This window comes from Bacteroides sp. ZJ-18 (assembly GCF_011038705.2).
Classification (GTDB): domain Bacteria; phylum Bacteroidota; class Bacteroidia; order Bacteroidales; family Bacteroidaceae; genus Bacteroides; species Bacteroides hominis.
The window spans coordinates 2,515,282-2,541,214 of sequence record NZ_CP072198.1 but is presented as its reverse complement, the minus strand read 5'-3'; the positions used below and the strand labels follow the sequence as shown (position 1 = coordinate 2,541,214).

General features: G+C 38.1%; 24 protein-coding genes. 2 read left to right on the top strand and 22 right to left on the bottom strand.

Annotated elements, in window-relative coordinates; translation table 11 throughout:
* Positions 1–82 precede the first annotated feature (82 nt).
* From G7Y45_RS10115 to mutY, 6 genes are all read right to left on the bottom strand, one after another.
* Complete coding sequence (locus G7Y45_RS10115; protein ID WP_165015304.1) at positions 83–2,389, bottom strand: hypothetical protein; 2,307 nt, start codon at positions 2,387–2,389, stop codon at positions 83–85.
* Between the two features lie 20 nt (positions 2,390–2,409).
* Positions 2,410–3,060 carry a 4'-phosphopantetheinyl transferase superfamily protein gene (locus G7Y45_RS10110; RefSeq protein ID WP_032536358.1) on the bottom strand — a complete coding sequence of 217 codons (651 nt, stop codon included), beginning with the start codon at positions 3,058–3,060 and terminating at the stop codon, positions 2,410–2,412.
* 7 nt (positions 3,061–3,067) lie between these two features.
* Entirely contained in the window at positions 3,068–4,414 is a 1,347-nt protein-coding gene (locus G7Y45_RS10105; protein ID WP_022013013.1) for a gliding motility-associated protein GldE, read from the bottom strand.
* 135 nt (positions 4,415–4,549) lie between these two features.
* Positions 4,550–5,008 (bottom strand): single-stranded DNA-binding protein, encoded by a 459-nt coding sequence (locus G7Y45_RS10100; RefSeq protein ID WP_005776338.1) that lies wholly within the window; start codon positions 5,006–5,008, stop codon positions 4,550–4,552.
* A gap of 87 nt (positions 5,009–5,095) precedes the next feature.
* Complete coding sequence (locus tag G7Y45_RS10095) at positions 5,096–6,664, bottom strand: arylsulfatase (protein WP_165015301.1); 1,569 nt, start codon at positions 6,662–6,664, stop codon at positions 5,096–5,098.
* Positions 6,665–6,707: 43 nt separating this feature from the next.
* Positions 6,708–7,754, bottom strand: coding sequence for an A/G-specific adenine glycosylase (gene mutY, locus G7Y45_RS10090; protein ID WP_032531837.1), 1,047 nt, complete (start codon positions 7,752–7,754; stop codon positions 6,708–6,710).
* Positions 7,755–7,958: 204 nt separating this feature from the next.
* On the opposite strand from mutY, the gene G7Y45_RS10085 reads away from it, so the two are divergent.
* Entirely contained in the window at positions 7,959–8,234 is a 276-nt protein-coding gene (locus G7Y45_RS10085) for an HU family DNA-binding protein (RefSeq protein ID WP_005776335.1), read from the top strand.
* Positions 8,235–8,513: 279 nt separating this feature from the next.
* Complete coding sequence (locus tag G7Y45_RS10080) at positions 8,514–10,088, top strand: Rne/Rng family ribonuclease (RefSeq protein WP_005776334.1); 1,575 nt, start codon at positions 8,514–8,516, stop codon at positions 10,086–10,088.
* 58 nt (positions 10,089–10,146) lie between these two features.
* Here the strand turns inward: G7Y45_RS10080 and G7Y45_RS10075 are convergent, their stop codons facing one another.
* The 16 genes from G7Y45_RS10075 to G7Y45_RS10000 form a co-directional block, all read right to left on the bottom strand.
* Positions 10,147–11,094 (bottom strand): glycosyltransferase family 4 protein, encoded by a 948-nt coding sequence (locus tag G7Y45_RS10075; protein ID WP_032540018.1) that lies wholly within the window; start codon positions 11,092–11,094, stop codon positions 10,147–10,149.
* Between the two features lie 118 nt (positions 11,095–11,212).
* Complete coding sequence (locus tag G7Y45_RS10070; RefSeq protein WP_032540020.1) at positions 11,213–12,109, bottom strand: NAD(P)-dependent oxidoreductase; 897 nt, start codon at positions 12,107–12,109, stop codon at positions 11,213–11,215.
* Between the two features lie 6 nt (positions 12,110–12,115).
* Positions 12,116–13,315 carry a glycosyltransferase family 4 protein gene (locus G7Y45_RS10065; protein ID WP_032540021.1) on the bottom strand — a complete coding sequence of 400 codons (1,200 nt, stop codon included), beginning with the start codon at positions 13,313–13,315 and terminating at the stop codon, positions 12,116–12,118.
* Between the two features lie 11 nt (positions 13,316–13,326).
* Positions 13,327–14,184 (bottom strand): SDR family oxidoreductase, encoded by an 858-nt coding sequence (locus G7Y45_RS10060; protein WP_165015298.1) that lies wholly within the window; start codon positions 14,182–14,184, stop codon positions 13,327–13,329.
* 20 nt (positions 14,185–14,204) lie between these two features.
* The gene (gene wecB, locus G7Y45_RS10055) at positions 14,205–15,335 is read right to left on the bottom strand and encodes a non-hydrolyzing UDP-N-acetylglucosamine 2-epimerase (RefSeq protein ID WP_041161361.1); all 1,131 of its coding nucleotides are present in this window, start codon (positions 15,333–15,335) and stop codon (positions 14,205–14,207) included.
* A complete protein-coding gene (locus G7Y45_RS10050; RefSeq protein WP_165015295.1) occupies positions 15,323–16,345 on the bottom strand; it encodes a polysaccharide biosynthesis protein in 1,023 nt (340 codons plus the stop codon). Before G7Y45_RS10050 ends, wecB begins: the two co-directional genes overlap by 13 nt.
* 8 nt (positions 16,346–16,353) lie before the next feature.
* Positions 16,354–17,523 carry an O-antigen polymerase gene (locus G7Y45_RS10045; protein WP_165015292.1) on the bottom strand — a complete coding sequence of 390 codons (1,170 nt, stop codon included), beginning with the start codon at positions 17,521–17,523 and terminating at the stop codon, positions 16,354–16,356.
* A gap of 1 nt (position 17,524) precedes the next feature.
* Positions 17,525–18,442 (bottom strand): glycosyltransferase family 2 protein, encoded by a 918-nt coding sequence (locus G7Y45_RS10040; RefSeq protein ID WP_050440796.1) that lies wholly within the window; start codon positions 18,440–18,442, stop codon positions 17,525–17,527.
* 1 nt (position 18,443) lies between these two features.
* Positions 18,444–18,905 (bottom strand): dTDP-4-dehydrorhamnose 3,5-epimerase family protein, encoded by a 462-nt coding sequence (locus tag G7Y45_RS10035; RefSeq protein ID WP_032529214.1) that lies wholly within the window; start codon positions 18,903–18,905, stop codon positions 18,444–18,446.
* Complete coding sequence (gene rfbG, locus G7Y45_RS10030; protein WP_032540039.1) at positions 18,893–19,984, bottom strand: CDP-glucose 4,6-dehydratase; 1,092 nt, start codon at positions 19,982–19,984, stop codon at positions 18,893–18,895. The genes G7Y45_RS10035 and rfbG overlap by 13 nt, the downstream gene beginning before the upstream one ends.
* 7 nt (positions 19,985–19,991) lie before the next feature.
* Positions 19,992–20,759, bottom strand: a complete 768-nt coding sequence (rfbF, locus tag G7Y45_RS10025; RefSeq protein WP_032540037.1) for a glucose-1-phosphate cytidylyltransferase — start codon at positions 20,757–20,759, stop codon at positions 19,992–19,994.
* A gap of 4 nt (positions 20,760–20,763) precedes the next feature.
* Positions 20,764–21,873 (bottom strand): DegT/DnrJ/EryC1/StrS aminotransferase family protein, encoded by a 1,110-nt coding sequence (locus G7Y45_RS10020; protein ID WP_032540035.1) that lies wholly within the window; start codon positions 21,871–21,873, stop codon positions 20,764–20,766.
* Entirely contained in the window at positions 21,870–23,105 is a 1,236-nt protein-coding gene (locus G7Y45_RS10015) for a hypothetical protein (protein WP_032540034.1), read from the bottom strand. The genes G7Y45_RS10020 and G7Y45_RS10015 overlap by 4 nt, the downstream gene beginning before the upstream one ends.
* Positions 23,102–24,532, bottom strand: a complete 1,431-nt coding sequence (locus tag G7Y45_RS10010) for an oligosaccharide flippase family protein (protein ID WP_137570018.1) — start codon at positions 24,530–24,532, stop codon at positions 23,102–23,104. The genes G7Y45_RS10015 and G7Y45_RS10010 overlap by 4 nt, the downstream gene beginning before the upstream one ends.
* Positions 24,522–25,523, bottom strand: a complete 1,002-nt coding sequence (locus G7Y45_RS10005; protein WP_137570017.1) for a sulfotransferase — start codon at positions 25,521–25,523, stop codon at positions 24,522–24,524. Before G7Y45_RS10005 ends, G7Y45_RS10010 begins: the two co-directional genes overlap by 11 nt.
* On the bottom strand, positions 25,513–25,932 hold the full coding sequence (locus tag G7Y45_RS10000; RefSeq protein ID WP_032539859.1) for an adenylyltransferase/cytidyltransferase family protein: 420 nt from the start codon (positions 25,930–25,932) through the stop codon (positions 25,513–25,515). Before G7Y45_RS10000 ends, G7Y45_RS10005 begins: the two co-directional genes overlap by 11 nt.
* Position 25,933 lies beyond the last annotated feature (1 nt).

Below are 25,933 nucleotides of genomic sequence, written 5' to 3'. Positions count from 1 at the left end.
AAAAATCTCCGGGAGCCTTGTTTAAAAGATGTTCCCGGAGATTCTTTTGTTTTTATCCGTAGTCATAGATGATTTACAAAACTTAATTAGCTTTTCTAATCACTCTGAATTCGCATTTATCACTCCCTAAAAGACCTGTTCCATCCACTCCCTCCGCCATGCCAATGAAACCTGTATTGATATCCGAACAATAAAATGAAACGGTGGCTTCTCCTTTCTCATCCGTCACAACCATAGGCGACCAAAACAATGTATTGCGGGCATCCGGTATAGGCAACTGCATGTCCACTTCATCCGGTTGATAGAATTCGCGAAGAGCATAATATCCTTTCGTACGCCAAAGGTTATTCATGCGGAGCAGTTCTTTTTCAGAATATATGGGGCCGTGATATGTCACAGTCTGCCGGTCTATAACACTGAAGGCATTGCCTCCCAAATGCTTGAACTTCACAATTTCATACTGTTTTCCTTCCACCGGTTTAGTCCTTTTATCAGACGGTTCACCACAAGGTTTCCACCAAGGATGGGCATCATATCCGGGTTTATAATTTTGCAGATAGCCACATCCGCAAACATAAACATTTTCCATGCTCATCTGTGTCATGCTGTCTAACCGCCCCATAAACTTATCTCTAAATGGTCTGCGTGCCTTACGGCTGACTACGACTTCATCCAGCAGGATTATACTGTCACTGCTTACAACCGGCATATCAACGAACTCTTCTTTCACCGCCTGTGTCCGGACTGTAACCGAATGACCGGGATACTTCTTTCTTCTCACACTGTCAATCACCGGAAAGTAATCTACGATCTCCAGTTCAGGCTTAAACTCTTTCGACAACATTGGTTTCAGATAAATATATCCACCGCGAAGCTCTTTCATCCGATTCGTATCAATCGTGAAGTGTCCTACCGAGTCTGTCCACAAGAACGCAGAATTACCTTCAGCACCCGTAACCTGAACAAGTTGCTTATCCCCCTGTTTTTCTCGGCTCTTTTTCCTGCCTCCTGTAACCTGAACTCCTGATATATCATCGCTTAAAAACGCTTCTCCCTGATAAGCCGGGCCATTAAACTCCCAGATATATCGTCTCCACCCCTGTGTCAATAGCAACAGATCCATTGCCTGCACACGGTCTTTGTTCTTTTCATCAAAATAATAAGACGGACGATGAACTGCACCGCGTATCTGCGACGACAGATAGCAATGGGTCAGAATATTCACAGGATCAACCGGATTACTATATGCTTTATCAAAAACGCTAATTCCCAGATTGACTTTTACAGGCCGGTTCTTATCATCCGTTACCTTAATATGTAAGGCCGCTTTTTCACGAAGAGCGTAGCTTTCCTTCTCCGGTACGATACGAATATGCAGTTTCTTTTCGGGATGTACATACATCAGCCTCTCGGCAACCGGCTTCATTGCATTGTCAAAGAGGGTAAACTCGACTATCCCCTGATAAGGAAACTCGGCCAGAGGCATCTTTATCTTCAAACGGTCTTTAAGCATTCCCTTTGCAACACAACACACCATCCCCCGCATCTGACCCACCAAACAGACTTCCTGATCAGGCAAATCTTGTGTTTGAGAGATGATAAACTCCAATTGTTCCTGATCCTGTTTCAATAATCGCAGTGCTACTCCTTGTTTATACACCTCAGGCAAAAGGTAACTATGTCCATCCTTCAGCTCTATCCGGTATTCTTTATCGGCAAACGGAGTAAAAAGTAACTTTCCCATTCCGTCATGGCTGCTTTTGAATGGCATAAGAGGAAGTCCGCCTTCACACAGCACCCCTTCCACATCGACCGGATACCCTTTCGTGTCAGTAGCTTTGAACGCCAGGCAAAACGGCAAACCCGAAACCAGATTTCCGCCTTCGGGGAAGAGTTCGAATCTTAAATCACCTGTCTCCTCTCCCTCTTTTGCCGGAGTATTATAGCTGATGTTCTTTAATACTTTGATTTTACGTACCGGAGATATTCCGACCGTATCTTTATAATAGGAATGACGGGTATAGGCTTCCAACCGATAACTCCCTTCCGGCAGTTTCGTATCCACATATATGTGGCCGTCTGCAATACCGTTTTCTATGGGATACTTCTCTTGCCAGACTACACTGTCTTTATCACTCAACATTTGCAGATAAAGTGTCTTGCTCCGGGTTGACAAACCGAATGATTTCGCATCAAGCTGATATGCTTTAAACCAAAGATCTTCTCCCGTTTCATAAATCTCCTTACTGGTCTGTAAATACACCAGTTCAGAAGGATAACCCGAAAAGCGTTGGCTAACAGATGTAAATAAGGAATCGATACGATTCTGAGCAGCAACTCCCATACTGTAGCCAATGACAAGCACCAGCAATAAGATACGATTTATCATTTCGTTTACTTCATTGAAAATCAATCATTTTTTCCAAACGAAGACCCCACCTGCCAGGTCATCACAAAATCCGGATGCAGCAAATATCGGATATGGAATTTCATCCGGCGTTCCGTACGATATTCCTCGGCAAAAAATTCTCCGCATTCACATACCTGAAACGGTACTATACGGAGATGCTCCCGGAAATCGACCTCATCCGCATCCATACACTTAAACATCACTTCTTTGGCGGACCAATGTAAAAGCAGCGACCAGGTATCGTCTCCCTGATAAACGGACATCGTTTCATCCTCACGCATATATTTATGTGCAACCTTGTGTACCCGTTGTCCATATTGCTCAATGTCAATACCGACTTCGGATACGGCGCTTAAGATAACCGCCACATATCCGCGGGTATGGGAAATACTAATAAAAAAAGAGGAATCCGCCAAACGGGGTTTACCACTGGGAGCATATTCTATTGACTTTTCTTCCCCCAGCAACCGATAAAGCAATACACGCACAGAAAGCCACTCCAACCGGCGGTGGGGTGAAGAGAAACGCTTTAGCTGCCGTTCGTATTTCTCAGGACCAGGGAGCAAAGCCAAAAGTTCTTCGAGAGATTCATCTGTTTTCCAGATACCCCAACGATAACAGTCCGCCTTATGTTCCGACAACAATGCCATAATGAAATCAGGAAGCAACTTCCGTTGTGGAAGGCTCGTTTATGGTAAACTTCACTTTCAGGATGCGGCGGCTGTCCATCGCCAGAACTTCAAATTCATAATGATGATAAAGTACTTTCTCATGCAGCGCGGGAAACTCCCCTTTGATCTCAAGCAACAGTCCGGCCAGCGTATCGGCATCACCGTCCACCTTCTCAAAATCGTCCTCATTTACCTTAGTAATCTTGTAGAAGTCTGTCAGCTGGGTCTTTGCTTCAAAAACCCAGGTATGATCGTTGATCACTGTATAGGTACGCTCTTCATCATCATACTCATCATGGATTTCTCCAACAATTTCTTCTATAATGTCTTCCATTGTCACTATTCCCGATGTACCTCCGAATTCATCAACGACAATGGCAATATGAATTTTATTTGCCTGGAAGTCACGCAGAAGATCGTCGATCATTTTAGTCTCAGGCACAAAATAGGCGGGACGAATCAATGATTGCCAACGAAAATTATCCCCCTTATTCAGATGGGGCAGCAAGTCCTTGATATAAAGCACTCCTTTGATATTATCGCGTGTACCGGAATAAATAGGGATACGGGAGTAGGCATTATCAATTATGCACTGAAGCACGTCTTTAAACGAAGTACGTATATCAAGATCCACTACATCCAAACGGGAAGTCATAACCTCTTTGGCCGTCTCCCCGCCAAAACGGATAATTCCTTCAAGAATATTGTTTTCTTCCGAAAGTTCGGCTTTATCTGTCAGTTCAAGGGCATGGGAAAGTTCATCAACAGATATATTATGATTTTTCTTGGCGAAGTGTTTATTTAAAAAAGCGGTAGAATGTACCAGTACGGCAGATATCGGTGCAAATACCTTGCGCAGGACGTAGATGACCGGAGCGGAAAAGCGGCAGAAAGCCAACGTCTTTTGTGCCGAATAGATCTTAGGCATTATCTCTCCGAAAAGCAACAACAGAAAAGTGAGGATGACTGTCAGTATCAAAAACTCTGCGAGAACCGAATGAAAAACAAAAACATTCATAAAAAAGAAGTTACAGAGCATGATGATGGTCACATTCACAAAATTGTTTGTGATAAGAATGGTTGCCAGCAAACGTTCGGAATCTGCAAGCAGATTGCTGATCTTTCCATCAGAAGGGTGATTACCCTCCTCTATATCATTCAGATCAGAAGGTGAGAGTGAGAAGAAAGCAATTTCGGATGCCGAAGCAAAGCCCGAAGCGAGCAGGAGCAAACCGGCCAGTACGATGGCTATTATTGCTGATAATGATGGTGTGTGTACGGATATTCCGTTAAAAATTTCTGCCAACTGGCATAAATAAGCGTCTGGGTCCAAAATATTGGTTTTAAGTTAATAATAAGCAGCCGCGAGTTAAACTCTGGCTACAAGTTGTTAGTGAAGAGTTATGAACTACAAGTTAAGGCTACAGCCGGATGACAACTATCATCCTTAACTTGTAGTCCGCAACCATTAAAACGGCAGATCGTCTGCCGGATTATCCTGTGAAGATGCCGATTGCTGCGGTTGTTGCGGTTGAGGCCGTACGGGAGCAGCAGCCTGCTGCTGTGACGGAGCATACGATCCGGCACCGGCACCTTTCGGAGTCAGCATTTCCATATTATCTACAAATATCTCGGTAACATAGCGTTTTGCCCCACTCTGGTCATCATAAGAACGAGTTCTTATCTTACCTTCCACATAGAGCTTATCACCTTTATGTACATATTTCTCGGCAGTTTCTGCCAGTCCTCGCCAAAGTACAAGATTGTGCCATTCAGTCCGCTCAGGCACTTGTGTACCATTAGACAAAGTATATGCACGGTCGGTTGTAGCCAAAGGAAAACTGGCCACAGCAATACCCGTATCCAAATATCTCACTTCAGGATCTTTACCGACATTTCCTATCAATATCACTTTATTTACTGACATATTCTCAGAGTTTTATGTTTCTAAATACCGATTTTTGTTGCCAAAATTAAGTAGAATAACAATAGAATGCAAGAATTGTTACAACTTTTATAAAGCTCTATAAGTTTTATTGCGCACTTTCCTTAAAATCGTTTGCAGTTCAAAGAGCTTTGCCGGGTTCTTCTCTGCAAGGTTTTCTTGTTCATAGACTTTAGTCATGTCATACAATTGAGGGATACTCGAATTGCCGGTTTCGATTTTCGGTCCCCACGTAATCATTTTCGGTCCGTCGTTGGGTTCAATGTATTTCCAGTCCTTGGTACGTACCGACAACGTATGGTTAGAAGCCTGTTCAATCACCCAAGGACGGTCAGTAGAATCTGTTCCGATCCAGTTGCCCAAGCGGTTGAAGCTATCTGGAGCAGCCCCTTTAGGCAGACGCGCATTTACGAGAGAAGCCAGAGAAGCCAACCAGTCGATTTGTGAAACCAATACATCCGACACCTGCGGCTGTCCGATTTGTTTAGGCCAGCGAACAATTGCCGGTATCCGGGTTCCTCCTTCGAAAGCGCTATATTTATTACCACGAAGCGGGCCGGCAGGACTATGACCGTTTAGCAGCTCTTCGGCACGATCCTGATACCCATCGTCCACAACAGGACCATTGTCACTGGAAAGAATAATCAACGTATTCTCAGAAAGACCGAGTTTGTCAAGTGTTTCCAGGATTTGTCCGACACTCCAGTCAAACTGAACAATGGCGTCCCCCCGGAGTCCCATAGGATTCTTACCACGGAAACGTTCGTGAGGGAAACGGGGAACATGTACATCATTGGTAGCAAAATACATAAAGAAAGGCTCATCTTTATGATCACGAATAAAATCGATAGCATGGCAGGTGATGGAGTCAGCTATGTTTTCATCTTTCCACAGAGCTTTACCTCCCCCTTTCATATAGCCAATACGACCAATACCATTGACGATAGCCATATCATGACCATGACTGTGCTTCTGGTTATACAACAATTCGGGATGATCTTTTCCCAAAGGTTCACCTTCGAAAGGTTTCCGATAACTAACCTCGATAGGGGCACTCGGATCGTAATTCGCAACCTTTCCGTTCTCGATAAAGACACAAGGTACACGGTCGGCAGTAGCAGCCATGATATAAGAATAATCAAATCCCAGATCGCCCAATGCAGCCGGAAGAGGGGCATTCCAATCCTGTTCGCCGGCTTTGTCTCCCAATCCCAGATGCCATTTTCCAATGGCAGCGGTAGCATATCCGGCATTCTTAAACATATCCGCCATGGTATAATCTTCCGGACGAATAATCATTCCGGCATTTCCCGCGGCAACATCAGTACCGGGACGACGCCAAGCATATTCGCCTGTAAGCATAGAGTAACGTGAGGGAGTACTGGTAGCGGCTGTAGCATGTGCATTGGTGAAGCGGATACCTTCGGAAGCCAAGCGGTTCACATTGGGGGTCTGTACATTTTTGGCACCATAGCATTCAAGGTCGCCATAGCCCAAATCGTCGGCATAAATAAACACAACATTGGGCAATTGCCGTTCGTTTACCTTTTGTTTGCTCTTACCTCCTTTTTGTCCGTTTGCAGCCATTATACAGGCTACCGGAGAAAGACAGGCCAATAATAAATAGGATCGTCTCATAATTTTAGATATTTAATTAGTTTAACACAGTGATAATTTTCAATTAGTTAATGTATTTCTCGATAAAGGCATGTACCAACCTCGACACCGCATACTGCTCCAACTCATCGGCTTTTATTTTCTGATAAGAAGTAAAAGACTGACTGTTCTCCGGAAGATCAACCATATAGAAATTGGCATAAATCACCCGGTGTGAAAGTACATGTTTCACATCCCTGCAAACCAAACCGATTATAGGGGTCTCTCCCTCCGCAAACATGGCTCTGAGTTCAGGCAACGCCGGAAATTCCTCTTCCGAGACAGCTTCGGGAGTTTCAATCAGAGGAAACTCAAACAGATTTTTCCAGATGTCATTGCCCGTTCTTTTATTAATCAAAGTATACGCACCCATACGTACATATATATAATTGAAGTAGCGATTGGTCGTTTTCGTTTTGTGCTGTTTTACCGGAAGTTGTGCCACCATTCCCCCGGCTAATGCCGAGCAGCCGCTTGCCAACGGACAAAACATGCAGTTAGGAGACTGAGGCGAACATTGGATAGCTCCAAAATCCATGATAGCCTGATTATAAAGGGCAGGATTCTTTTTATCCAGCAGTTCATCGGCTACGGCAGCAAAGAGCTTTTTCCCTTCAGTAGAATCTATCGGAGTATCAATGCCCAGATAGCGGGAAAGTACCCGGTACACATTCCCATCGACTACCGCATAAGGCATGTTATAGGCAAAAGAACAGATGGCAGCGGCAGTATAGTCACCTACCCCCTTCAAAGCCCTCACTTCCGGATAGGTTTTAGGAAACACCCCGTTCATACTTTTAGCGGCTGCATGCAAATTGCGTGCACGGGAGTAATAGCCCAGCCCCTGCCAATACTTCATCACTTCGTCTTCATCCGCTTGGGCCAATGTAGCGACATCCGGAAACCGTTTCATAAACCGCATGAAGTAGTCATACCCCTGCACGACACGGGTCTGTTGCAGAATGATCTCCGAAATCCATATCACATAAGGATCCGCGGACTCCCTCCATGGAAGTTCCCTTTTATATTCCTGATACCACTTTTCTATTGTATTGCTGAAGTTAGGATTCATATATTTAGCCAGATTCTACTTTTTGTTAACTTTATCCTTGCACAAAAGTAGTTCTTTTCATCTAATTACGAACTAAGAAAGCTTAATGAAGCGACTTTTTTAGAAAATTGTTCGGGATATATTTTTTTGGGAGACTAAAAAGCTATATATTTGCAGTCCAAAAAATTAGAAAGAACATAGTAATAATATTTTTTTTAAGGAAAAATGACTAAAGCAGATATTGTAAACGAAATTGCAAAGAACACTGGTGTTGACAAAGTAACAGTACTTACAACAGTTGAGGCATTTATGGATGCAGTGAAAGATTCTTTGTCTAAGGACGAGAATGTTTACCTCCGTGGATTTGGTAGCTTCGTCGTAAAGAAAAGAGCTCAAAAAACCGCTCGTAATATTTCTAAGAATACGACTATCATCATTCCGGAACACAACATTCCGGCGTTCAAACCAGCTAAGACATTCACCCTTTCGGTAAAGAAATAATAAACAAGAGTATTAACCCATAAAATTTTGAAGCTATGCCAAGCGGAAAGAAGAAAAAAAGACATAAAATGTCTACGCACAAGCGTAAAAAAAGACTAAGAAAGAACAGACATAAAAGCAAAAAGTAATTTTTAGTCTGAATCTGGACAGAAATAAAGAACAAACTTGTGAAGCAAATGTCTTTCGAGTTTGTTCTTTGTTTAAATGCCCGACTGAATGAACAAACGCATAAAGTTATTCGTTCATTTTTTTATAAAATTAAATAATTAGGAAACAGACGTGACAAGCGAATTAGTAGTAGACGTACAGCCCAAAGAAGTCTCCATCGCCTTACTTGAGGACAAGAGTTTGGTGGAACTTCAAAGCGAAGGAAGAAATATCTCCTTTTCGGTGGGCAATATGTATTTGGGCCGCGTCAAGAAATTGATGCCCGGACTGAATGCTTGCTTCGTGGATGTCGGTTACGAGAAAGATGCTTTCCTTCATTATTTAGACCTGGGTCCTCAATTTAACTCACTCGAAAAGTACGTAAAGCAGACTTTAAGCGACAAAAAAAAGCTTAATCCCATTTCGAAAGCAACCCTGCTTCCCGACCTGGACAAGGATGGCACAGTAGCCAATACATTAAAGGTAGGACAAGAAGTAGTGGTGCAAATTGTAAAAGAGCCTATCTCAACCAAGGGACCGCGCCTGACTTCCGAAATCTCGTTTGCAGGAAGATATCTGGTGCTGATTCCTTTCAACGACAAGGTCTCTGTCTCTCAAAAAATTAAATCGAGCGAAGAACGTGCACGCCTGAAACAACTGCTGATGAGCATCAAGCCGAAAAACTTCGGAGTGATTGTACGCACAGTGGCAGAAGGCAAACGTGTTGCCGAACTCGATGGAGAGCTTAAAGTATTGCTGAAGCACTGGGAAGAAAGTATCACCAAAGTACAAAAGGCCACAAAGTTTCCGACACTTATCTACGAGGAAACAAGCCGTGCCGTAGCTTTGCTGCGTGATCTCTTCAATCCTTCTTTCGAGAACATCCATGTGAACAACGAAGCGGTGTTCAACGAAATCAAGGATTATGTGACGCTGATTGCCCCCGAACGGGCAGGCATCGTCAAGTTGTATAAAGGTCAACTTCCCATTTATGACAATTTCGGTATCACCAAACAGATTAAATCGTCTTTTGGTAAAACAGTATCCTACAAGAGTGGTGCCTACTTGATTATTGAGCACACTGAGGCGCTTCACGTAGTAGACGTGAACAGCGGAAACCGCACCAAGAATGCCAACGGGCAGGAAGGTAACGCACTCGAAGTAAACCTGGGGGCTGCCGACGAACTGGCACGCCAACTGAGGCTAAGGGATATGGGTGGTATCATTGTGGTAGATTTCATTGACATGAATGAAGCCGAAAACCGTCAGAAGCTTTACGAACGTATGTGTGCCAACATGCAAAAAGACAGGGCGCGTCACAACATTCTGCCCTTAAGCAAATTCGGACTGATGCAAATTACGCGTCAACGGGTTCGCCCGGCCATGGACGTGAACACGATGGAAACTTGTCCAACTTGCTTTGGCAAAGGCACCATCAAATCGTCCATCCTCTTTACGGACACACTGGAGAGTAAAATTGATTATCTGGTCAATAAACTGAAGATAAAGAAATTCTCGCTACACATCCACCCGTATGTGGCTGCTTATTTGAATCAGGGACTTATGTCGCTGAAACGCAAATGGCAGATGAAATACGGATTTGGTATTAAAATTATTCCGAGTCAGAAACTCGCTTTTCTTGAATACGTATTCTACGATTCACATGGAGAAGAGATCGATATGAAGGAAGAATTTGAGATTAAATAAAAAGAAAGGCGGCTTGCAATCAAGTCGCCTTTCTTTTTATTTCCCACCACCGACTAATTCAGAACTGGTGCAGATGAAAGAATTTCTTCATGAATAACAGATATAATATACTCAACAGCAATATGCTTCCTGCCAAATATACATATCCGTACTCCCGCAATACCAGGTATCCCGCCACAACTACGCCCTGCACCACCATATAGGTCAATGACACCGCGACATGAGGTATCTTCAGTTCGTTAGCCATTATCTGATACAAATGTTTCCGGTGGGGCAGACCAATATTTTCATGCAACATCAATCGATGGACAATAGTCAGCACACTGTCTGCTCCATATACTGCCAGAAGCACAATCCAACTAAAATCTTCCGTATCGATTATAAGCTTACCGATTAAAAACAGAATAATAAAAGCAATACTGACCGCCCCCACATCACCAGCAAAGCATTTTGCCCTCTTACGGAAATTAAAGAAATTAAAGACCAGCACCGCACACAGCATGGTATAAATCAAACCCGGTTCAACGAACGAAACAACCCAATGATTGATAAACGCCAAAGCTCCAAGTACAACCAGCGAATATCCCCCCGTGATTCCATTAATTCCATCCATAAAATTATAGGCATTGATAATCCCTGTACATGCGATCAAAGCCACAACTACAGTCCACCAGGGAAGAGTAAACAACTCCCACTGATAGAACATCAAGCCCATCGCCGTAAAATGAAAAACAAGACGAAGTCCTTGTGATATGGAGCGGATATCATCTACAAAGCTGATCACCGTCACCAGAGTGAGAGCCAACATAAACCAAGGGTACTCAAATTGACTTGTCAGAAAATAAACCAATGCACCCAAGTAAAAGATAATTCCTCCACCCCGCAGTGTAATCCGGGTATGCGAACTCCGTTCGTTCGGTTTGTCGATAATATTATATTTATCGGCAATATGAAAATAAAAAAGTTCTACTAAGAATAGCAGAACTAAGATTATCAGATAACACATAAATTATTCGTTCTTTTTAATGAAATAAAACCAAAGTTGAAGTCCTAAAAAGGCAAAAAAAAGAATTCCTATTAGGATTCCTATAATCCAAAGAAAAATTTCCATTTAGAGCACCTCCTTATTCTATCCGAAAATTTTTCAGAACATTCATAGGCTTCCACCCAAGTTCACGCACTGCTTTTTCATTACTAAAAGTCAAAGAGTTTGTGATCTTGCGAAGTTTTAAACTGTTTATTGGTGTATTTTCCCCAAAACAATCACCAAGAACGGCCATACTTTTAGCAAACCAATAAGGAATAGACAAAGGTAACTTCTTATTCAATTGTTTGCATATCACTATCTCCAGCTCACGAAAACTCGGCTGGTAACTGTCACAAACATTATATATCCCACCCTTTTCTATTAACATAGGAAGAAGATTTGCAATATCCTGAACCATCAGAACACTTTTCCGGGCTTTTCCCCCGGCAATACTTAAGTACTTACCATTTCTAATCCCACGAATCATCGCTCCTAAATTTCCCGGAGGATTAGGTCCGGCAATCAATGAAGGACGAAGTATACTTAACGCTACATTATGCATAGCACACCACCTTTCCAAGTATTTCTCAGCCTTAATCTTACTCAAAGCATAAGGAGTAGTTCCATTTAAAGGATGCTCTTCCGTAATATTCTCACCCGAATCACAACCATAAACGGCAACAGTACTTATAAAAATAAAAGCTTTAGGAATACCACTTTGTTCCAAAGCGGTACATAAATTCTTAGTACCTTGTAAGTTTACATCAAAAAAGGCTTGTTTCTCCTCTTCTGTTTTAGGAGTAGAATGCGCTTTACCTGCAGCATGCAGCGCAATATCAAATACCTCTGTAAAGACAGGAATATTCCGAGCTATATCTATCTTATAATCATCTTGGGGAGTAAGTCCAACCGTTTTGATTACATACGTCTTTTCCAAAAGCTGATAGATGTTTCTTCCCAAAAATCCGGAGGCACCGGTAAATAAGAGTTTCATTAATCTTTAATCAAATAACTGATAATATTTATCTAATATAATTTCCTTTGCAAACACTGTATCAGCCACACATCTGGCATTACTCCGGAAAGAGGATAATTGATCACGAGATTCATAAACCGACTCAAACATATCTTTCAATGCAGATGGGTTATTTGGTTCTACAATCCAGCCCAAATTAAATTCTTTGATACACAAAGCAATTTCCGAATCCGCTTCTCCCACCATTAAGATAGGTTTTCCGGCTGCCATAATATTGTAAGATTTTGAAGGTACACCAAGACCATACATACCGTCACTCAAAGTTACAATAGACACATCACAAGCGTTTAAAAAATCATTCTGCATAGAACGGGGTTGAAATCCTGACAATGTTACGTTATTCCTAACAGAGGCAAATTTCTTGATTGTTTCATACTTGGCTCCTCCACCAATGAATACAAAATGAAGATTGGGATTTTCAACTAAGGAAATGGCGCTCAATATATTATCTAATCCTTGGGCATGCCCCAAATTACCGGCAAATTGAAAAATAAACTTATCCCGACAAGCTAATTCGGCATACATACATGTCTCCTTTTTGTCTAAAGGAAAAACCTCCTTATTATCCGCCCAATTAGATATTAAGGCTATTTTCATGTCTTTATGGACCTTAGAACGAATCACCCGGGCCATATCCCGACCAATAGAAATACAAACATCTGCTTGAGAATAAGCTCGATCAAAGAAAAATTTCAGGCTATGATACAGCCGGGAAGAAGAGTTCATCTTACCGATAGCAACCAAATTTTCCGGAAAAATATCATGAACAAGCAGGTAATACTGAATCTTTTTAATCCGTTTTATCCAAGGAACAAATAACAAAAGAAAAGCGGGATTAGTAACGACGAGCAGTTTATCGCCTCGCTTCACATTTTTCAAAATCTTAAACCAAAGTCGGATACTCGAGTTCAATAACCGGAATGTTCGCTTTGCAAAATTGTTTTTATCGATATTCCCACTTAATACACGATGAATGATGACACCATTATGTTTCTCTAATTTAAGTGATTTATATTCGTCTGTTTCATTATATCTGGCATCCGTACAGATCACATGGACCTCCATTCCACTCTTCGCCAAATACTCAGCTATTTCTGTCATATAATACCCTGTAGAAGTAACAATCGGATAATAATACTCAGAAGCAATCCAAATTCTCTTCATTATGAAAGTATTTAATAAAATGAATACAATGATTCATTTTCCTGCATCCAATCATATTGTTCCCGAAGCATCTCTTCATATCCGGGTACAACATAACTAAATCTTGCGGACTTTGCGATCGACTTGTCTATTCCATTTCCATCAAATGGCAGGATCTCAACATCTTGTTTGTGCCATATACGGGAAAACAGATGTAACAAATCATATTTACTTATACCAAGGCCATTACTCAGTTGTATCAAACCGGTTACTCCCTGATCGATGGACACATCAATGGCTTTCGCCAATTCCAGAGTGGTCACACCTCCCCAAATAGCAGTCTGGAAACCATTCACACAACCATGCTGATGCATAAACCAATGAAACAAGCCTTCGCCATTCTCCTTCAATTCAGGACCTATGATAGAAGTACGGATTGTCAGATCTTTGTCATTGATTATCTCACCGAGTGCTTTGCTACGACCATAAACATCGTCAGCATCCCGGAAATCTGCTTCTGAATAGTTACCTTTTTTACCGGAGAAAACACAATCCGTACTGATATGAATCAACTTTGCTCCCACTTCATCCGATAGTTTCTTGAGCAAATGGGGGAACCATGCATTTACCAGAATAGCATTGTCCGGATGTTCTCTGGAACCTCTTATCAATACGCCAATACAATTCAGGATAAAATCGGGACGGACTTCACGAACGAGCCGACTGACAGCATCCCCATCCGTCACATCCACAACGATACTATCATCAGTCAATTGGGTACGATAAACTACATTCACAAGATCGTATTTCCCCGTACATTGCAGATAATAATAAGCCATATGCCCGGCCATACCTGTGGCGCCGAACAACAGAATCTTCTTTTTAACCATAAAAAATAAAAAAACAGGAACTAGATTTCTTTATGCCAAACCGTACGGTTGATATAATCTGTATAGGAAAGAATGATACGGACTACTTTTTTAGATACATTATCCGAAGCATAATCAGGAATAGAGTGAATTACGTCTGCACCTTCTGTATACTGGGAAGTTACAATTTCGATAGACTCCAGAATACGGTCACTATTCAATCCGGTCATGATCAGCGTCCCTTCATCCATACCTTCAGGTCGCTCGTGTGCCTGACGGATAGTTATAGCCGGAAAATGAAGAATAGAAGATTCCTCCGTGATCGTACCACTGTCAGAAATAACACAAAAAGCATTCTGTTGAAGTTTGATATACTCCATGAAGCCAAAAGGTTTCATAAACTCAATCATCGGATTGGAATTAATAAAGCCAATAGATTCCAACTTTTTGCGGGTACGGGGGTGGGTGGAAACAATCACCTTTTTATGATATTTGTCCACAATGGCGTTCAGAGAAGAAAGCAGGTCAGAAAAGTTCTTCTCGGAATCCACATTTTCCTCACGATGCGTACTTACAATAAAGTAATCACCTTTTTTCAACCCCTCTTTTTCTAAAACATCATTCTCTTCTATTTCCGCCTTATGATAGATCAAAACCTCTGTCATTGGCGATCCGGTTTTGATCACGGTCTCCGGACGTAACCCTTCAGCCAGCAAGTATTTACGTGCATGCTCTGAAAGAGGCATATTGATATCACTCAAATGATCCACAATCTTACGATTGATCTCTTCAGGAACACGCTGGTCAAAACAGCGGTTACCAGCCTCCATATGAAAAATAGGAATCTTACGCCGTTTTGCGGAAATCACGGAAATACAGCTATTAGTATCACCATACAACAATAAAGCATCCGGTTTCACTTGGTCCATCAATTCATCCGATTTACGGATTACATTGGCTATCGTCTCTGCGGCATTCTTTCCGGCAGCATCCAGAAAATAGTCCGGCTTACGGATGCGAAGTTCCTGAAAAAAGATTTCATTCAGTTCATAATCGAAATTCTGACCGGTATGGACCATAATATGTTCAGTGTATTTGTCCAACTCAGCCATCACACGACTCAACTTTATGATCTCAGGACGAGTTCCGACAATCGTCATTACTTTAAGCATACATCCTCCTTTATCATATCAAGTTTCAATAACAACTGTTTCATTCCGTCCACATCCAAACGATGGGTATTATGTGAATGGTAGTCCTCGAATTTAGAGACCTTCTCTTGTCCTTCCACAAAATATTTATCATAATTAAGATCACGGGCATCACAAGGTATCCGATAATAATTACCCATATCTTCCGCCTTGGCCATTTCCTCACGAGTCACTAATGATTCATAAAGTTTCTCACCATGGCGTGTACCGATAACACGTACGGGGGTATCCATTTGGTAAAGTTCCTTTAAAGAACGGGCTAACGTATCAAGAGTAGCTGCAGGTGCTTTTTGGACAAACAAGTCGCCATTATGCCCGTGCTGAAAAGCATAAATCACCAGATCAACCGCATCATCCAGTGTCATCATAAAACGGGTCATGTTCGGATCGGTTATTGTGATATCCTTACCGGCCTTCATTTGCTCCACCCACAAAGGGATCACTGATCCGCGGCTTGCCATCACATTGCCATAACGGGTACAGCAGATGGTAGTTTGACCACCCTCCCCCATTTGACGTCCTTTAGCAATAGCAACCTTTTCCATCATGGCTTTACTGATCCCCATGGCATTGATAGGATAACAAGCCTTATCCGTCGAGAGCACAACTACATTCTTGACTCCATACTCGATGGCTGAATCAAGCACATTCTCAGTACCTAATACATTTGTCCGAACAGCTTGAACAGGGAAAAACTCACAAGAGGGAACCTGTTTCAGTGCAGCGGCATGGAAAATATAGTCCACCCCATTCATCACTCCATCCACAGAACGTTTATCACGTACATCACCAATGTAGAATTTCACCTTCTTATTTTGAAGGTGATGGCGCATATCGTCTTGCTTCTTTTCATCACGGGAAAAGATACGGATCTCTTTGATATCGGAATCCAAAAATCTTTTCAATACGGCATTACCGAAAGAACCTGTTCCACCAGTAATTAAAAGGGTTTTATCTTTAAAAAGAGACATAAACATATTTATATTTTCAAATATTTACAAGAAATTATCATTTGGCATAATGTTGGTAGACTTATGAAAAAATCAGAAAAAACAGATAACAACAAAAACATAAAGACAATAGGATACATCATAATGAAGTTAAACTTCATTAATCGAGCATAAGCATATATATAATTCGACAACAATCCTATAAAAAAAATAATAACAATCGTAATATAAATTCCAAAATCCTTTAGATAGTTGGCAAAGAAAGAAAATGTGTTAAATATTGTATTATTCATTTCCAAACTATATTTATCATCATAATCCTTTTTCTCAAATATTAAATCACGAAAGACTGAAGGGATTAAAGGTTTTATAGAGAAATATGGATAATAAAGCGGCTTAAGATCATTTATATTATATACAACATTATCTATAGATCCGGTAAAATATAAATAGACCCAACAGACGCCAGAAGGTAAATATTCCATAACATCCTCATATCTCTTATCTACAAGACCATGTAGAACATGTTTAGCTTCGCCAACTCTCAAATCTCCCAAAGCTCCAAATAATAAAATGAACGCAATACCTCCAATGAAAATTTTAATAATTTGTTTTAATCGAATTCTATATAAAAGAAGATAGAGTCCAAGCATCTCAAATATTACGACTATAATTACAGCTCTGGATACAGCCAAAATTGGATATAAAGATAGAAGCAAAACCAATTTTAGATACTTAGATTCTTTTTTCTTTAAATATAAAAAAAAATATCCTAGTATGCATATATAATATAACGCATTTAAAATTCCATGAATTGAGTGGAACCCAAAATCTTGATAACCTTTGCCTGTTCCAAGCAGCATCCATAGCATTGGAAAACCTCCTTGCAGAACAATCGTTGCTACAATACCTATTAACCATAATTTCAATAATCTACCAATTTTTGACTCAAGTAGAGAAAATTTATCATCTGGCAAGTTCTTTATTGAAAATACTATCCAGCGTTTATATCTCATCCGGATTAAGACCCAGCTTAATGCCATAGCACCAATAGCCCCAAAGATTAAAATCAGTGTCTTTTGATTTAATCCCAAATAATAATTAATAAGATGGATGTTATATAATAAGATTAATATTATCCAGATTAGACCAAAAACAAGAACAGGAGAAGATAAATTCAATGATTTTACAATCTTCATGCTATCTCATATTTTTCAACAAATGAATATTTTCCCAGATAAAAGTTGGGAAAAAAAGTAAAATGAAAAGAATCTGATATTTATAATTCACATTTGAGACCTTCTGTAATTCTTTCCTTGCAAGATTCTTTTTACCTATAGATACTAAATATCTCGCTTTATAATATACGGCTCTAGCAAAAGCTTCTTTCATTTCTGTCTTATAGTTAACACAAACCTCCGGATGGCTTTCTATTATTCTATTAAGAGTATATTCTCTCTCGTATGCCCAACGATCCATACATTCATTTGTCAAAGAATCACTTCTTACAAAATAATTAGCAAGTATATCTGTTACAACACAGACTTTCTCTCCATATATAAGTTGCATATATAGGCAATATTCTTCTGAAGCTTTAATATTAGGATCAAAGTTCAACTTTTTTTGTATTAGAGCACTTCTTTTTATCATGGAAGACGGCAAATTAGCCTCAAAATTAACTAATTGTTCTCCAAATATATTGCCTGAACTATAGCGAGGAGTTGTAATTTTCCTTTTAGAAGGATTATCTGCATTTATCTCATTAATACTACCGTACGATAAAACATAACTATCTTTTTGAATTTCTCGAATTTGAATCTCTGTTTTCTGAGGCAACCATTCATCATCAACATCTAAAAAAGAGATATAATCGCCACGACAAACATCTACCGCCCAAGCTCTCGCTTGCCCTAAAGATACCTTTACATCACTATTAAAATACTTAAATCTCTTATCACCATAAGATGTAAATATTTCTTTTGAATGGTCAGTAGAAGCATTATCCCAAAATATAAGCTCCCAATTTTGATATGTCTGCGTCAATATAGAATCTAAACAACGTTTTAGATATAATTCACCATTATAACAATTAACGATAAAGCTAACTAAAGGTTCCATATTATTTTATATTTGCCCAAGTATAAGAAATCAAATGTGTATTAATCGGTAGTATCTCAGATTCTTTTGGATCATGAATTAAATCCGCTACGTTCAATAATAAACTGTATTCCTTGGATAAAGCACGAAAAGCATACCAAACATTAGGAGGTACAATTAATTGCTTATAGGAATCATGGTCATTTAGAAGAATCCTATTAAACATACCTTTTGTTTTAGAATCATTTCTATCATCAAATAAAACAATCTCCATTGCTCCATAAGGTACAGTAAACCTTTGTGTCATAATTGAATGTTTTTTCCAGCCCTTAATTACTCCAAAATTCACCTTAGAAATATAAACTTCTTCCACCTGAGAAATATCAGGTAATTTTCTAAAAACGTGAAAAACAGCTCCTCGCTCATCTACAAATTGTTTTAAAGGAGACAAAGAAACTCCTTCAATTGTTGTTATCTTGTCCATTTTAAATCTTTCTTTCTTGCTAACTCACAATACATTTCAATCTGTTTAACGGTATAATCAAAAAGCTGTTCTTCTTTTAAATAAAATGCCTTATACCAAGACACCGTTAAATGGATTGTTTCTGCGAAAGTCAATGTTGGATACCAACACAAAAACTGATTAGCTTTGTCACAACAAAGCTTTAATAACCCAGCTTCTTTCTGACTATTTTCTTTAGGCAATTGAATATCCCAACGAACTGAATCCCAATTCTTCTTCATTTCAATCAATAGTTCCTCTACCGTTTTATTCACACTTGCATCAGGTCCAAAGTTAAAAGATTGATTTCTACAATTGATACATTCATTATATAAGTTGGCCCCTAATAGCAAATAGCCACTTAATGGTTCCAATACATGTTGCCATGGACGCGTTGAATAGGGACTCCTAATAACAACATTATCTCCTACCGACCATGCCCTCATAGAATCTGGAACAATCCTGTCTTCAGCCCAGTCCCCTCCTCCAATGACATTACCTGCTCTGGCTGTTGCCACAGCAGTCATATGATCTTTAAAGTAAGAAAGCATATAGGTTCTAGCTATCAATTCCGCACACCCTTTTGATGCACTATAAGGATCCTCACCGCCTAATCTATCATTTTCTCTATAACCATAAATCCACTCTACATTATCATAGGCCTTATCGCTTGTGATTATAACAAGAGCTTTTATATAATCAACTTGTCTGGCTATTTCCAAAATATTAGCTACACCTATAGAATTTACCTCAATAGTCTCTTTCGGCTCTCGATAAGACTTACGCACCAGAGGTTGGGCAGCCAAATGAAATACAAATTCTGGTGCATGCTTATCACACACCGATTTCAAAGACATATAATCCCTTACGTCTCCCCAATTATGATCTATTTTTGTCTCTAAACCTAAGGTCTCAAAAAGAGATGGAGTTGAAGGAACAGTATCAGAATATCCAATCACTTCTGCTCCCATTTGCAAAAGCCAAGTAGTGAGCCATGATCCTTTAAACCCTGTATTACCTGTAATCAAGACCCGTTTGTTTTTATATATATTACTAAACATGTTTATACTATTTTATCCAAGGTACATTACCTGAGTTCCACAAATTATTCAAATAATCTCTATCTCTAACTGTATCCATACATTGCCAGAATCCTTCATGATGGAAAGTTTTTAACTCTCCCTCCTTTGCTAACCTTTCCAATGGCTCTTTTTCAAAAACAGTAGAATCGTCTTTTATATATTCAAGAACCTTGGAGCTTAAAACAAAAAATCCTCCATTAATCCACCCTTGGTCTATTTGAGGTTTTTCTTTAAACTGACGGACAAATAGGTGTTCATCAATTGTTAACTCACCAAACCTTGCTGTAGGATGAACTGATGTTACCATAGCTAACTTTCCTGACTTTTTATATTGCGCTACTAATTCAGCAATATTAACATCAGATACAGCATCGCCATAAGTTACCATAAAATCCTCATCACCAATCAATTCCTTTAATCTTAATATACGTCCTCCTGTCATAGAAGAAACCCCTGTATCAACCAAAGATATTGTCCAATCTTGAGACTTTTCATTTATATATTCTATCTGATTTTCCACAAGATTGATAGTAAAATCATTATTGAGAGTATAATATTTCAGAAAGAAATCTTTAATAACCTCTCCTTTGTATCCAAGAGCTACAATAAATTCTTTATACCCATACCGAGCATAATGGCTCATAATATGCCACAACATAGGCTTATTGCCTATTTCAACCATAGGCTTTGGTATTAATTTAGTATACTCAGATAGACGAGTACCTAACCCTCCTGCCAAAATGACTACTTTCATAGAATTATAAATTATTAATTATGGAACATATAAACCTCACATCTATCTCTGATAAATCGGGATGAAGCGGTATTGTTAATATTCTATCATAAACATCTTCAGTTATAGGAAGTCCAGAGGATGTTTTAAAGAAACTTAACAGATGATTTGGGCGATATTGAATACCATATTGTATCTCATTATCTTTAAATCGCTGAATCAATTCCCCCCTTCTATTATTTAAAATTAGTATCGGGAAAATATGAGGCACGATATCCTTATAGTTCATTTTAATCAATTGTATCTTTTTGTTTTCAGATAATAAGGATACATATAAGCTAGCCATTTTCTTTCTTTTGGGAGCAAACTCACTATCCAATCGTGACAATTGTACTCGGCCTATTGCTGCAAAAATATTGCTCATATGATATCTATATCCTTGCTTTTGAACATCAAAGACCCAACTACGTTCACCAGCATACCTTTTTTCTGAATCTTTACACACTCCTAATAAACGTGCATCCTTCACTTGCTCAATCACGTTATCATCCGATGAAAAGACAGCACCTCCTTCTCCAGAAGTTATATTTTTTATACCATCAAAACTAAAACAAATTATATCACCAAAAGACCCTATTTTGCGTCCATTATGTGAGCAGCCAAAAGCATGAGCTGCATCTTCAATAATTCTCAAACCATGTTTGTTTGCAAATACATGATATTCTTCTACCATTTCTACATTACTCGCATAGAATACAGGTAAAATCACTTTTGTTTTAGGGGTTATACGTTCTTCTGCATCAGATAAGTCGATTAGCAGTGTATGAGGATCTATTTCACAACAAACAGGTATACATCCGGCAGCAGTGATAGCTTGAAAAGTAGAAACAAACGTGAATGACGGTACAAGTACTTCATCACCAGGCTGCGTTACAGCCTGTATTGCTAAATGTAAAGCAGCAGTACCGCTATTTACGCAAACACAATGAAAACTACTTCCTCCAATATATTGTTCCAACTCTTTCTCAAAAGCTCCAACAATATCTCCCATACCTAAATAACCAATATCTTCAATTACATGAGCCACAGCCTGAGCTTCCAATGCTCCAACTACTGATTTAGATAATCTAATCATCTTAACTTATATTTTTTATATTCATAAATTCGCCTTAACAAACCTCTTTTAAAAAAAGAGTTATCTAGCTCTCCCCATTCAATTGAGATATTTTCCAATGCAGTAATCAAACTTCCGGAAACAGATGATAAAGAATGATATTTCAAATAATATGAATAAGATATACTCGACAGTTCGCCTCTAAACTCCCTAAAAGTATCAAGCATATGCTCTATTGAATTATTTTTATTTTGTATATCATTTGCTCCAATTTGATGTCCCATGTCAAAATCCTTCGTATCATGCAACCATCTATAATTATAATCAAGGCTAATCTTTTTAAAGGAAAAATCCAAAACAATGGTTGGAATAGCCAATTTTATACTTTCCAATGCAGAGGTCCCCATTGATAGATTTATATCAATATTATTCAATAAGAAAGCATCTAACCGTTCTTTGGGAATGCTTCCTTCAACTATTACATTAAAATATCGATTGGTATACGGTTCAAGTAAAGACTTCATCTCTCCTTCACCCACTATATGAAAAACAATTGTTCTCTTACTAAACAAACAATATGAAGCTATACGCTTGATTGTGTAATTTAAAATATGAATTTTAAAATCACACAACCTACCAATCCAGGAAAGATGCAATATTTCCTCGTTATTTATTCTAAGACCTTTCATTGGTATCCCTTCAGAACATGTAATAGGTAAAAAAGAATTAGGCACATTTTTTTGCCCTAAAATATTATTTGTAGTATTCAGAGTGGAAGAATCCATAAAAAACAAAGCCTTATTCTCTAATAATATATTTACAAATCTCCTTAATCTAGTGTATAGAGTTCTATTAAAGACAGCAACAAGATTCATATACAACCTTGTTTTATTCTCTGGAATACTTCTAAAAAAATTAAATGGAAAAACTATCGGCAAATAATTATGTACATGTAATACCCATGAAAGTACTTTCGTCGAATCTGATATTTTTAGTTCAGGCCTCATAGCATATGGTAACACTGCCTGTATCACTAAATAATCAGTAGTAATTAAACAATGCTCTCCATCCCTAAATTCAATCACTTCCACTTGATGATTCTCTTTCAATGATTGGGTCATATAACCATTAGAATAATCAACTACATATATTTTCAAGTCATTCCTATTACTCAGATAACCTGCAATATTTGAAAATAAAACAGGAACACCACTCACAATCCGGTATGGAAAAAAGAATGCTATTGTCTTCATTTTCTCAAGTAATTTACAATAATCTGTCGTTCTTTCTTATTTAAAAACAAAATGGATAGAACAAACATAAGAATGAATAGCTCCAGAATACGAATAACAAATGGCTGAAAAACCCCGATATTCTCATAAACGATAATAGCAAGAGTCAGTACCATAATTGTGATAAAGTTTCTTCTTTGAAAACAAATATGATAATATCTTTCCGAAACAAAATAAAAGATCAATGTATATAAAAAATAAGTTATCAATTTTACTATTGGTGCAGCTTTCACCCCATAAAATTTAATGCAAACATAATTCAAAACAACATTCACTAAAAGAATCAAAAAGCCTATGATACAATAGAAAAGGGTTTTATTATTTATTTGAATTCCATAATCAATTATTCCACGTGCTCCATATACAATCTGAGCCATTATCAACAAAGGGATATAAGATAGTGAAGCCATAAAGGATACGTTGTAGGTAGATGCAATCCCCAATATTTCTTCACATAAAAAAACAATAACCAAGGTCATAACAGAAGTCACAAGCAGATAATAACTAAGTACATTTGAAATAAAGCCATTAAAGTCAGCTTCATTACGATATTTCATCCTCAGTTGTGACCAAATCAAAGAAAACGGCATAATTATCAACACTTGAATAGCCATTGATAATTTACTTCCAAAAGCATACACCCCTACATCAGTCAAATTTGTTAATTTCTTTAATATAAATTGATCGGAAGAACTCAATAAATAATAAATTAAGCCTGAAATTGCGATTGGAAAGCCAAAATTGAGCAGCTTTAATATTTCCTGTTTATAAAAGTTAAATTTATACATCCTTCTATATCGAATATATAATATTAGTAATACAATAGCATTCCCTAAAAGTTGGCTAAGAAAAGGTATATATATATTATTATAATAATGAAATAAAAATATCATAGTTCCGATTGAAACTATCAAAGAAAGAGCATTTAAAGAAACATATACATAGTTTGAATTTTCAAATCTTAGCAGCAAAAGATAGTTTGTATTTATTGCAGTAATAGCAGAAATTATCAAACTTAAAATGACACAACCAAAATAACAATCCGTATCAAATATTATGGTTGAAATCATTTTACCAAATACACATGCAATAATTATCTGAATCACTCCACCAACCGAAACCAATAAGATGGAGCTAGATACTATATAGCACCGATCTTTATCAGAATAATCATAATAAAATCGAGTTAACGCAGATGAAGCACCCAAGTAAAAAATAGTAGAAAAAAGTGTACCAACTAAGAAGATTAGATTTACTACAGCATATTCTTCAACTGTCAAATAACTACTATAAATAGGCAAAGAAATATATCCTATCAAAGAATTCAATGCAACTCCAACCGTATATATGATACCTGTTTTAGACAGTTCTTTAAACTTATCGATCATTCAAGCCATCAAAATTATAACAATATTCTTCCAATTCTTCTTCTATTCTGCTAATAATAGAACTGTCAATATCATACCATGTTTGTGTGTTTTTCATTGATTCTTGAGGTTTAAATATTTTTAATTTGTTAACATGCATGCTATCATCTAAAGACAAAAAATCCTTTATCACAGAAAGTGTTGACTCATATTTGTATATTAAATCCTCAAAGTGAACACACAGTATAGAATCGTTTTTAGTATATTTTGATCGGAATTCCATTCGTATTGTTTTATACCAATATATAAAATCAGAAACATTATCTGTAGGTATAAATGGCCATATTAATCCCCTTACATACACATCTCTCGGATCCCTATCCACTATAATAATTCTGCTATCATAAAAAAATTTCATGTATTGAGAACTATTAATAGCAGGTATTAATTGATCAAAAAGAATTAATTTACTAGTATCCCCTTTTGCTATTATTTCACATAAGTCATTAAATAATTCTTTAGTTGCAAAATAAAAATTATCGCGAGTAGTCAATTGGATAGAATCTGAAGAATATAAATATTGTTCTTTTTTTAGTCGTGCCAGACAACGATATACAAACCATTTGAAAGAAGAATATTCATGCCAATGATAGGGCCATGTTCCCTGCCAACTTTTAATATTCAGGTTTTTCTTAAAACGACTTATAGCTTGATAAAATTTATGTCCCAACAACTCATCATAATTATATGAAAGAGGTAGATAACATCTATTTTTCCGACCTAAAACCTCAACATATTTATCAAACCTCCTTAATGCAATATCAACATTCAAATCATCCCACCGATCAAACAATGAATTATACAAATCAATAATTCCATCTGGATCCTTCAATAATCGAAATTCATAGGGAAAAGATTCAGTATTTGAGAATTCTAATAGTAAATCAAAAATAGCACTGGATCCAGTGGCACAGAAACCTGAAACAGAAACAATCTTAAACTTATCTTCCATATATACTATTTAATTTTTCACGTAAAATAGTAGATGATACTCCCTCTGTGTAAGGGAAATAAGAGATTTCCACGTTTCTTTTCCTTAATTCTTCTTCAATTTTATCAAAAAAAGGAGTTCCTTTCCAGTCATTTCCAACAAACATAATATCAAAATGTAAATCATCGTAGGCTTTAATCTTATCTCTGGAACTTTGTGTTACTACTTTGTCTACGTATTTAATAGCTGCAACAATTTCTTTTCTCTGTTCAAATGGTATAATTGGTACTTTCTGTTTATAAGACATCACTAATTCATCAGTACTAACACCAACAATAAGAATATCACATTCTGCCTTTGCTTTTCTTAATATATTTAAGTGCCCTACATGAAACATATCGAAAACACCTGTTGTATATCCTATTTTCATT

Coding starts and splice junctions, on each gene's coding strand:
- G7Y45_RS10115 (WP_165015304.1), bottom strand. CDS start 2,389: ATGATAAATCGTATCTTATTGCTGGTGCTTGTCATTGGCTACAGTATG.
- G7Y45_RS10110 (WP_032536358.1), bottom strand. CDS start 3,060: ATGGCATTGTTGTCGGAACATAAGGCGGACTGTTATCGTTGGGGTATC.
- G7Y45_RS10100 (WP_005776338.1), bottom strand. CDS start 5,008: ATGTCAGTAAATAAAGTGATATTGATAGGAAATGTCGGTAAAGATCCT.
- G7Y45_RS10095 (WP_165015301.1), bottom strand. CDS start 6,664: ATGAGACGATCCTATTTATTATTGGCCTGTCTTTCTCCGGTAGCCTGT.
- mutY (WP_032531837.1), bottom strand. CDS start 7,754: ATGAATCCTAACTTCAGCAATACAATAGAAAAGTGGTATCAGGAATAT.
- G7Y45_RS10085 (WP_005776335.1), top strand. CDS start 7,959: ATGACTAAAGCAGATATTGTAAACGAAATTGCAAAGAACACTGGTGTT.
- G7Y45_RS10075 (WP_032540018.1), bottom strand. CDS start 11,094: ATGTGTTATCTGATAATCTTAGTTCTGCTATTCTTAGTAGAACTTTTT.
- G7Y45_RS10070 (WP_032540020.1), bottom strand. CDS start 12,109: ATGAAACTCTTATTTACCGGTGCCTCCGGATTTTTGGGAAGAAACATC.
- G7Y45_RS10065 (WP_032540021.1), bottom strand. CDS start 13,315: ATGAAGAGAATTTGGATTGCTTCTGAGTATTATTATCCGATTGTTACT.
- G7Y45_RS10060 (WP_165015298.1), bottom strand. CDS start 14,184: ATGGTTAAAAAGAAGATTCTGTTGTTCGGCGCCACAGGTATGGCCGGG.
- wecB (WP_041161361.1), bottom strand. CDS start 15,335: ATGCTTAAAGTAATGACGATTGTCGGAACTCGTCCTGAGATCATAAAG.
- G7Y45_RS10050 (WP_165015295.1), bottom strand. CDS start 16,345: ATGTCTCTTTTTAAAGATAAAACCCTTTTAATTACTGGTGGAACAGGT.
- G7Y45_RS10045 (WP_165015292.1), bottom strand. CDS start 17,523: ATGAAGATTGTAAAATCATTGAATTTATCTTCTCCTGTTCTTGTTTTT.
- G7Y45_RS10040 (WP_050440796.1), bottom strand. CDS start 18,442: ATGGAACCTTTAGTTAGCTTTATCGTTAATTGTTATAATGGTGAATTA.
- G7Y45_RS10035 (WP_032529214.1), bottom strand. CDS start 18,905: ATGGACAAGATAACAACAATTGAAGGAGTTTCTTTGTCTCCTTTAAAA.
- rfbG (WP_032540039.1), bottom strand. CDS start 19,984: ATGTTTAGTAATATATATAAAAACAAACGGGTCTTGATTACAGGTAAT.
- rfbF (WP_032540037.1), bottom strand. CDS start 20,759: ATGAAAGTAGTCATTTTGGCAGGAGGGTTAGGTACTCGTCTATCTGAG.
- G7Y45_RS10020 (WP_032540035.1), bottom strand. CDS start 21,873: ATGATTAGATTATCTAAATCAGTAGTTGGAGCATTGGAAGCTCAGGCT.
- G7Y45_RS10015 (WP_032540034.1), bottom strand. CDS start 23,105: ATGAAGACAATAGCATTCTTTTTTCCATACCGGATTGTGAGTGGTGTT.
- G7Y45_RS10010 (WP_137570018.1), bottom strand. CDS start 24,532: ATGATCGATAAGTTTAAAGAACTGTCTAAAACAGGTATCATATATACG.
- G7Y45_RS10005 (WP_137570017.1), bottom strand. CDS start 25,523: ATGGAAGATAAGTTTAAGATTGTTTCTGTTTCAGGTTTCTGTGCCACT.
- G7Y45_RS10000 (WP_032539859.1), bottom strand. CDS start 25,932: ATGAAAATAGGATATACAACAGGTGTTTTCGATATGTTTCATGTAGGG.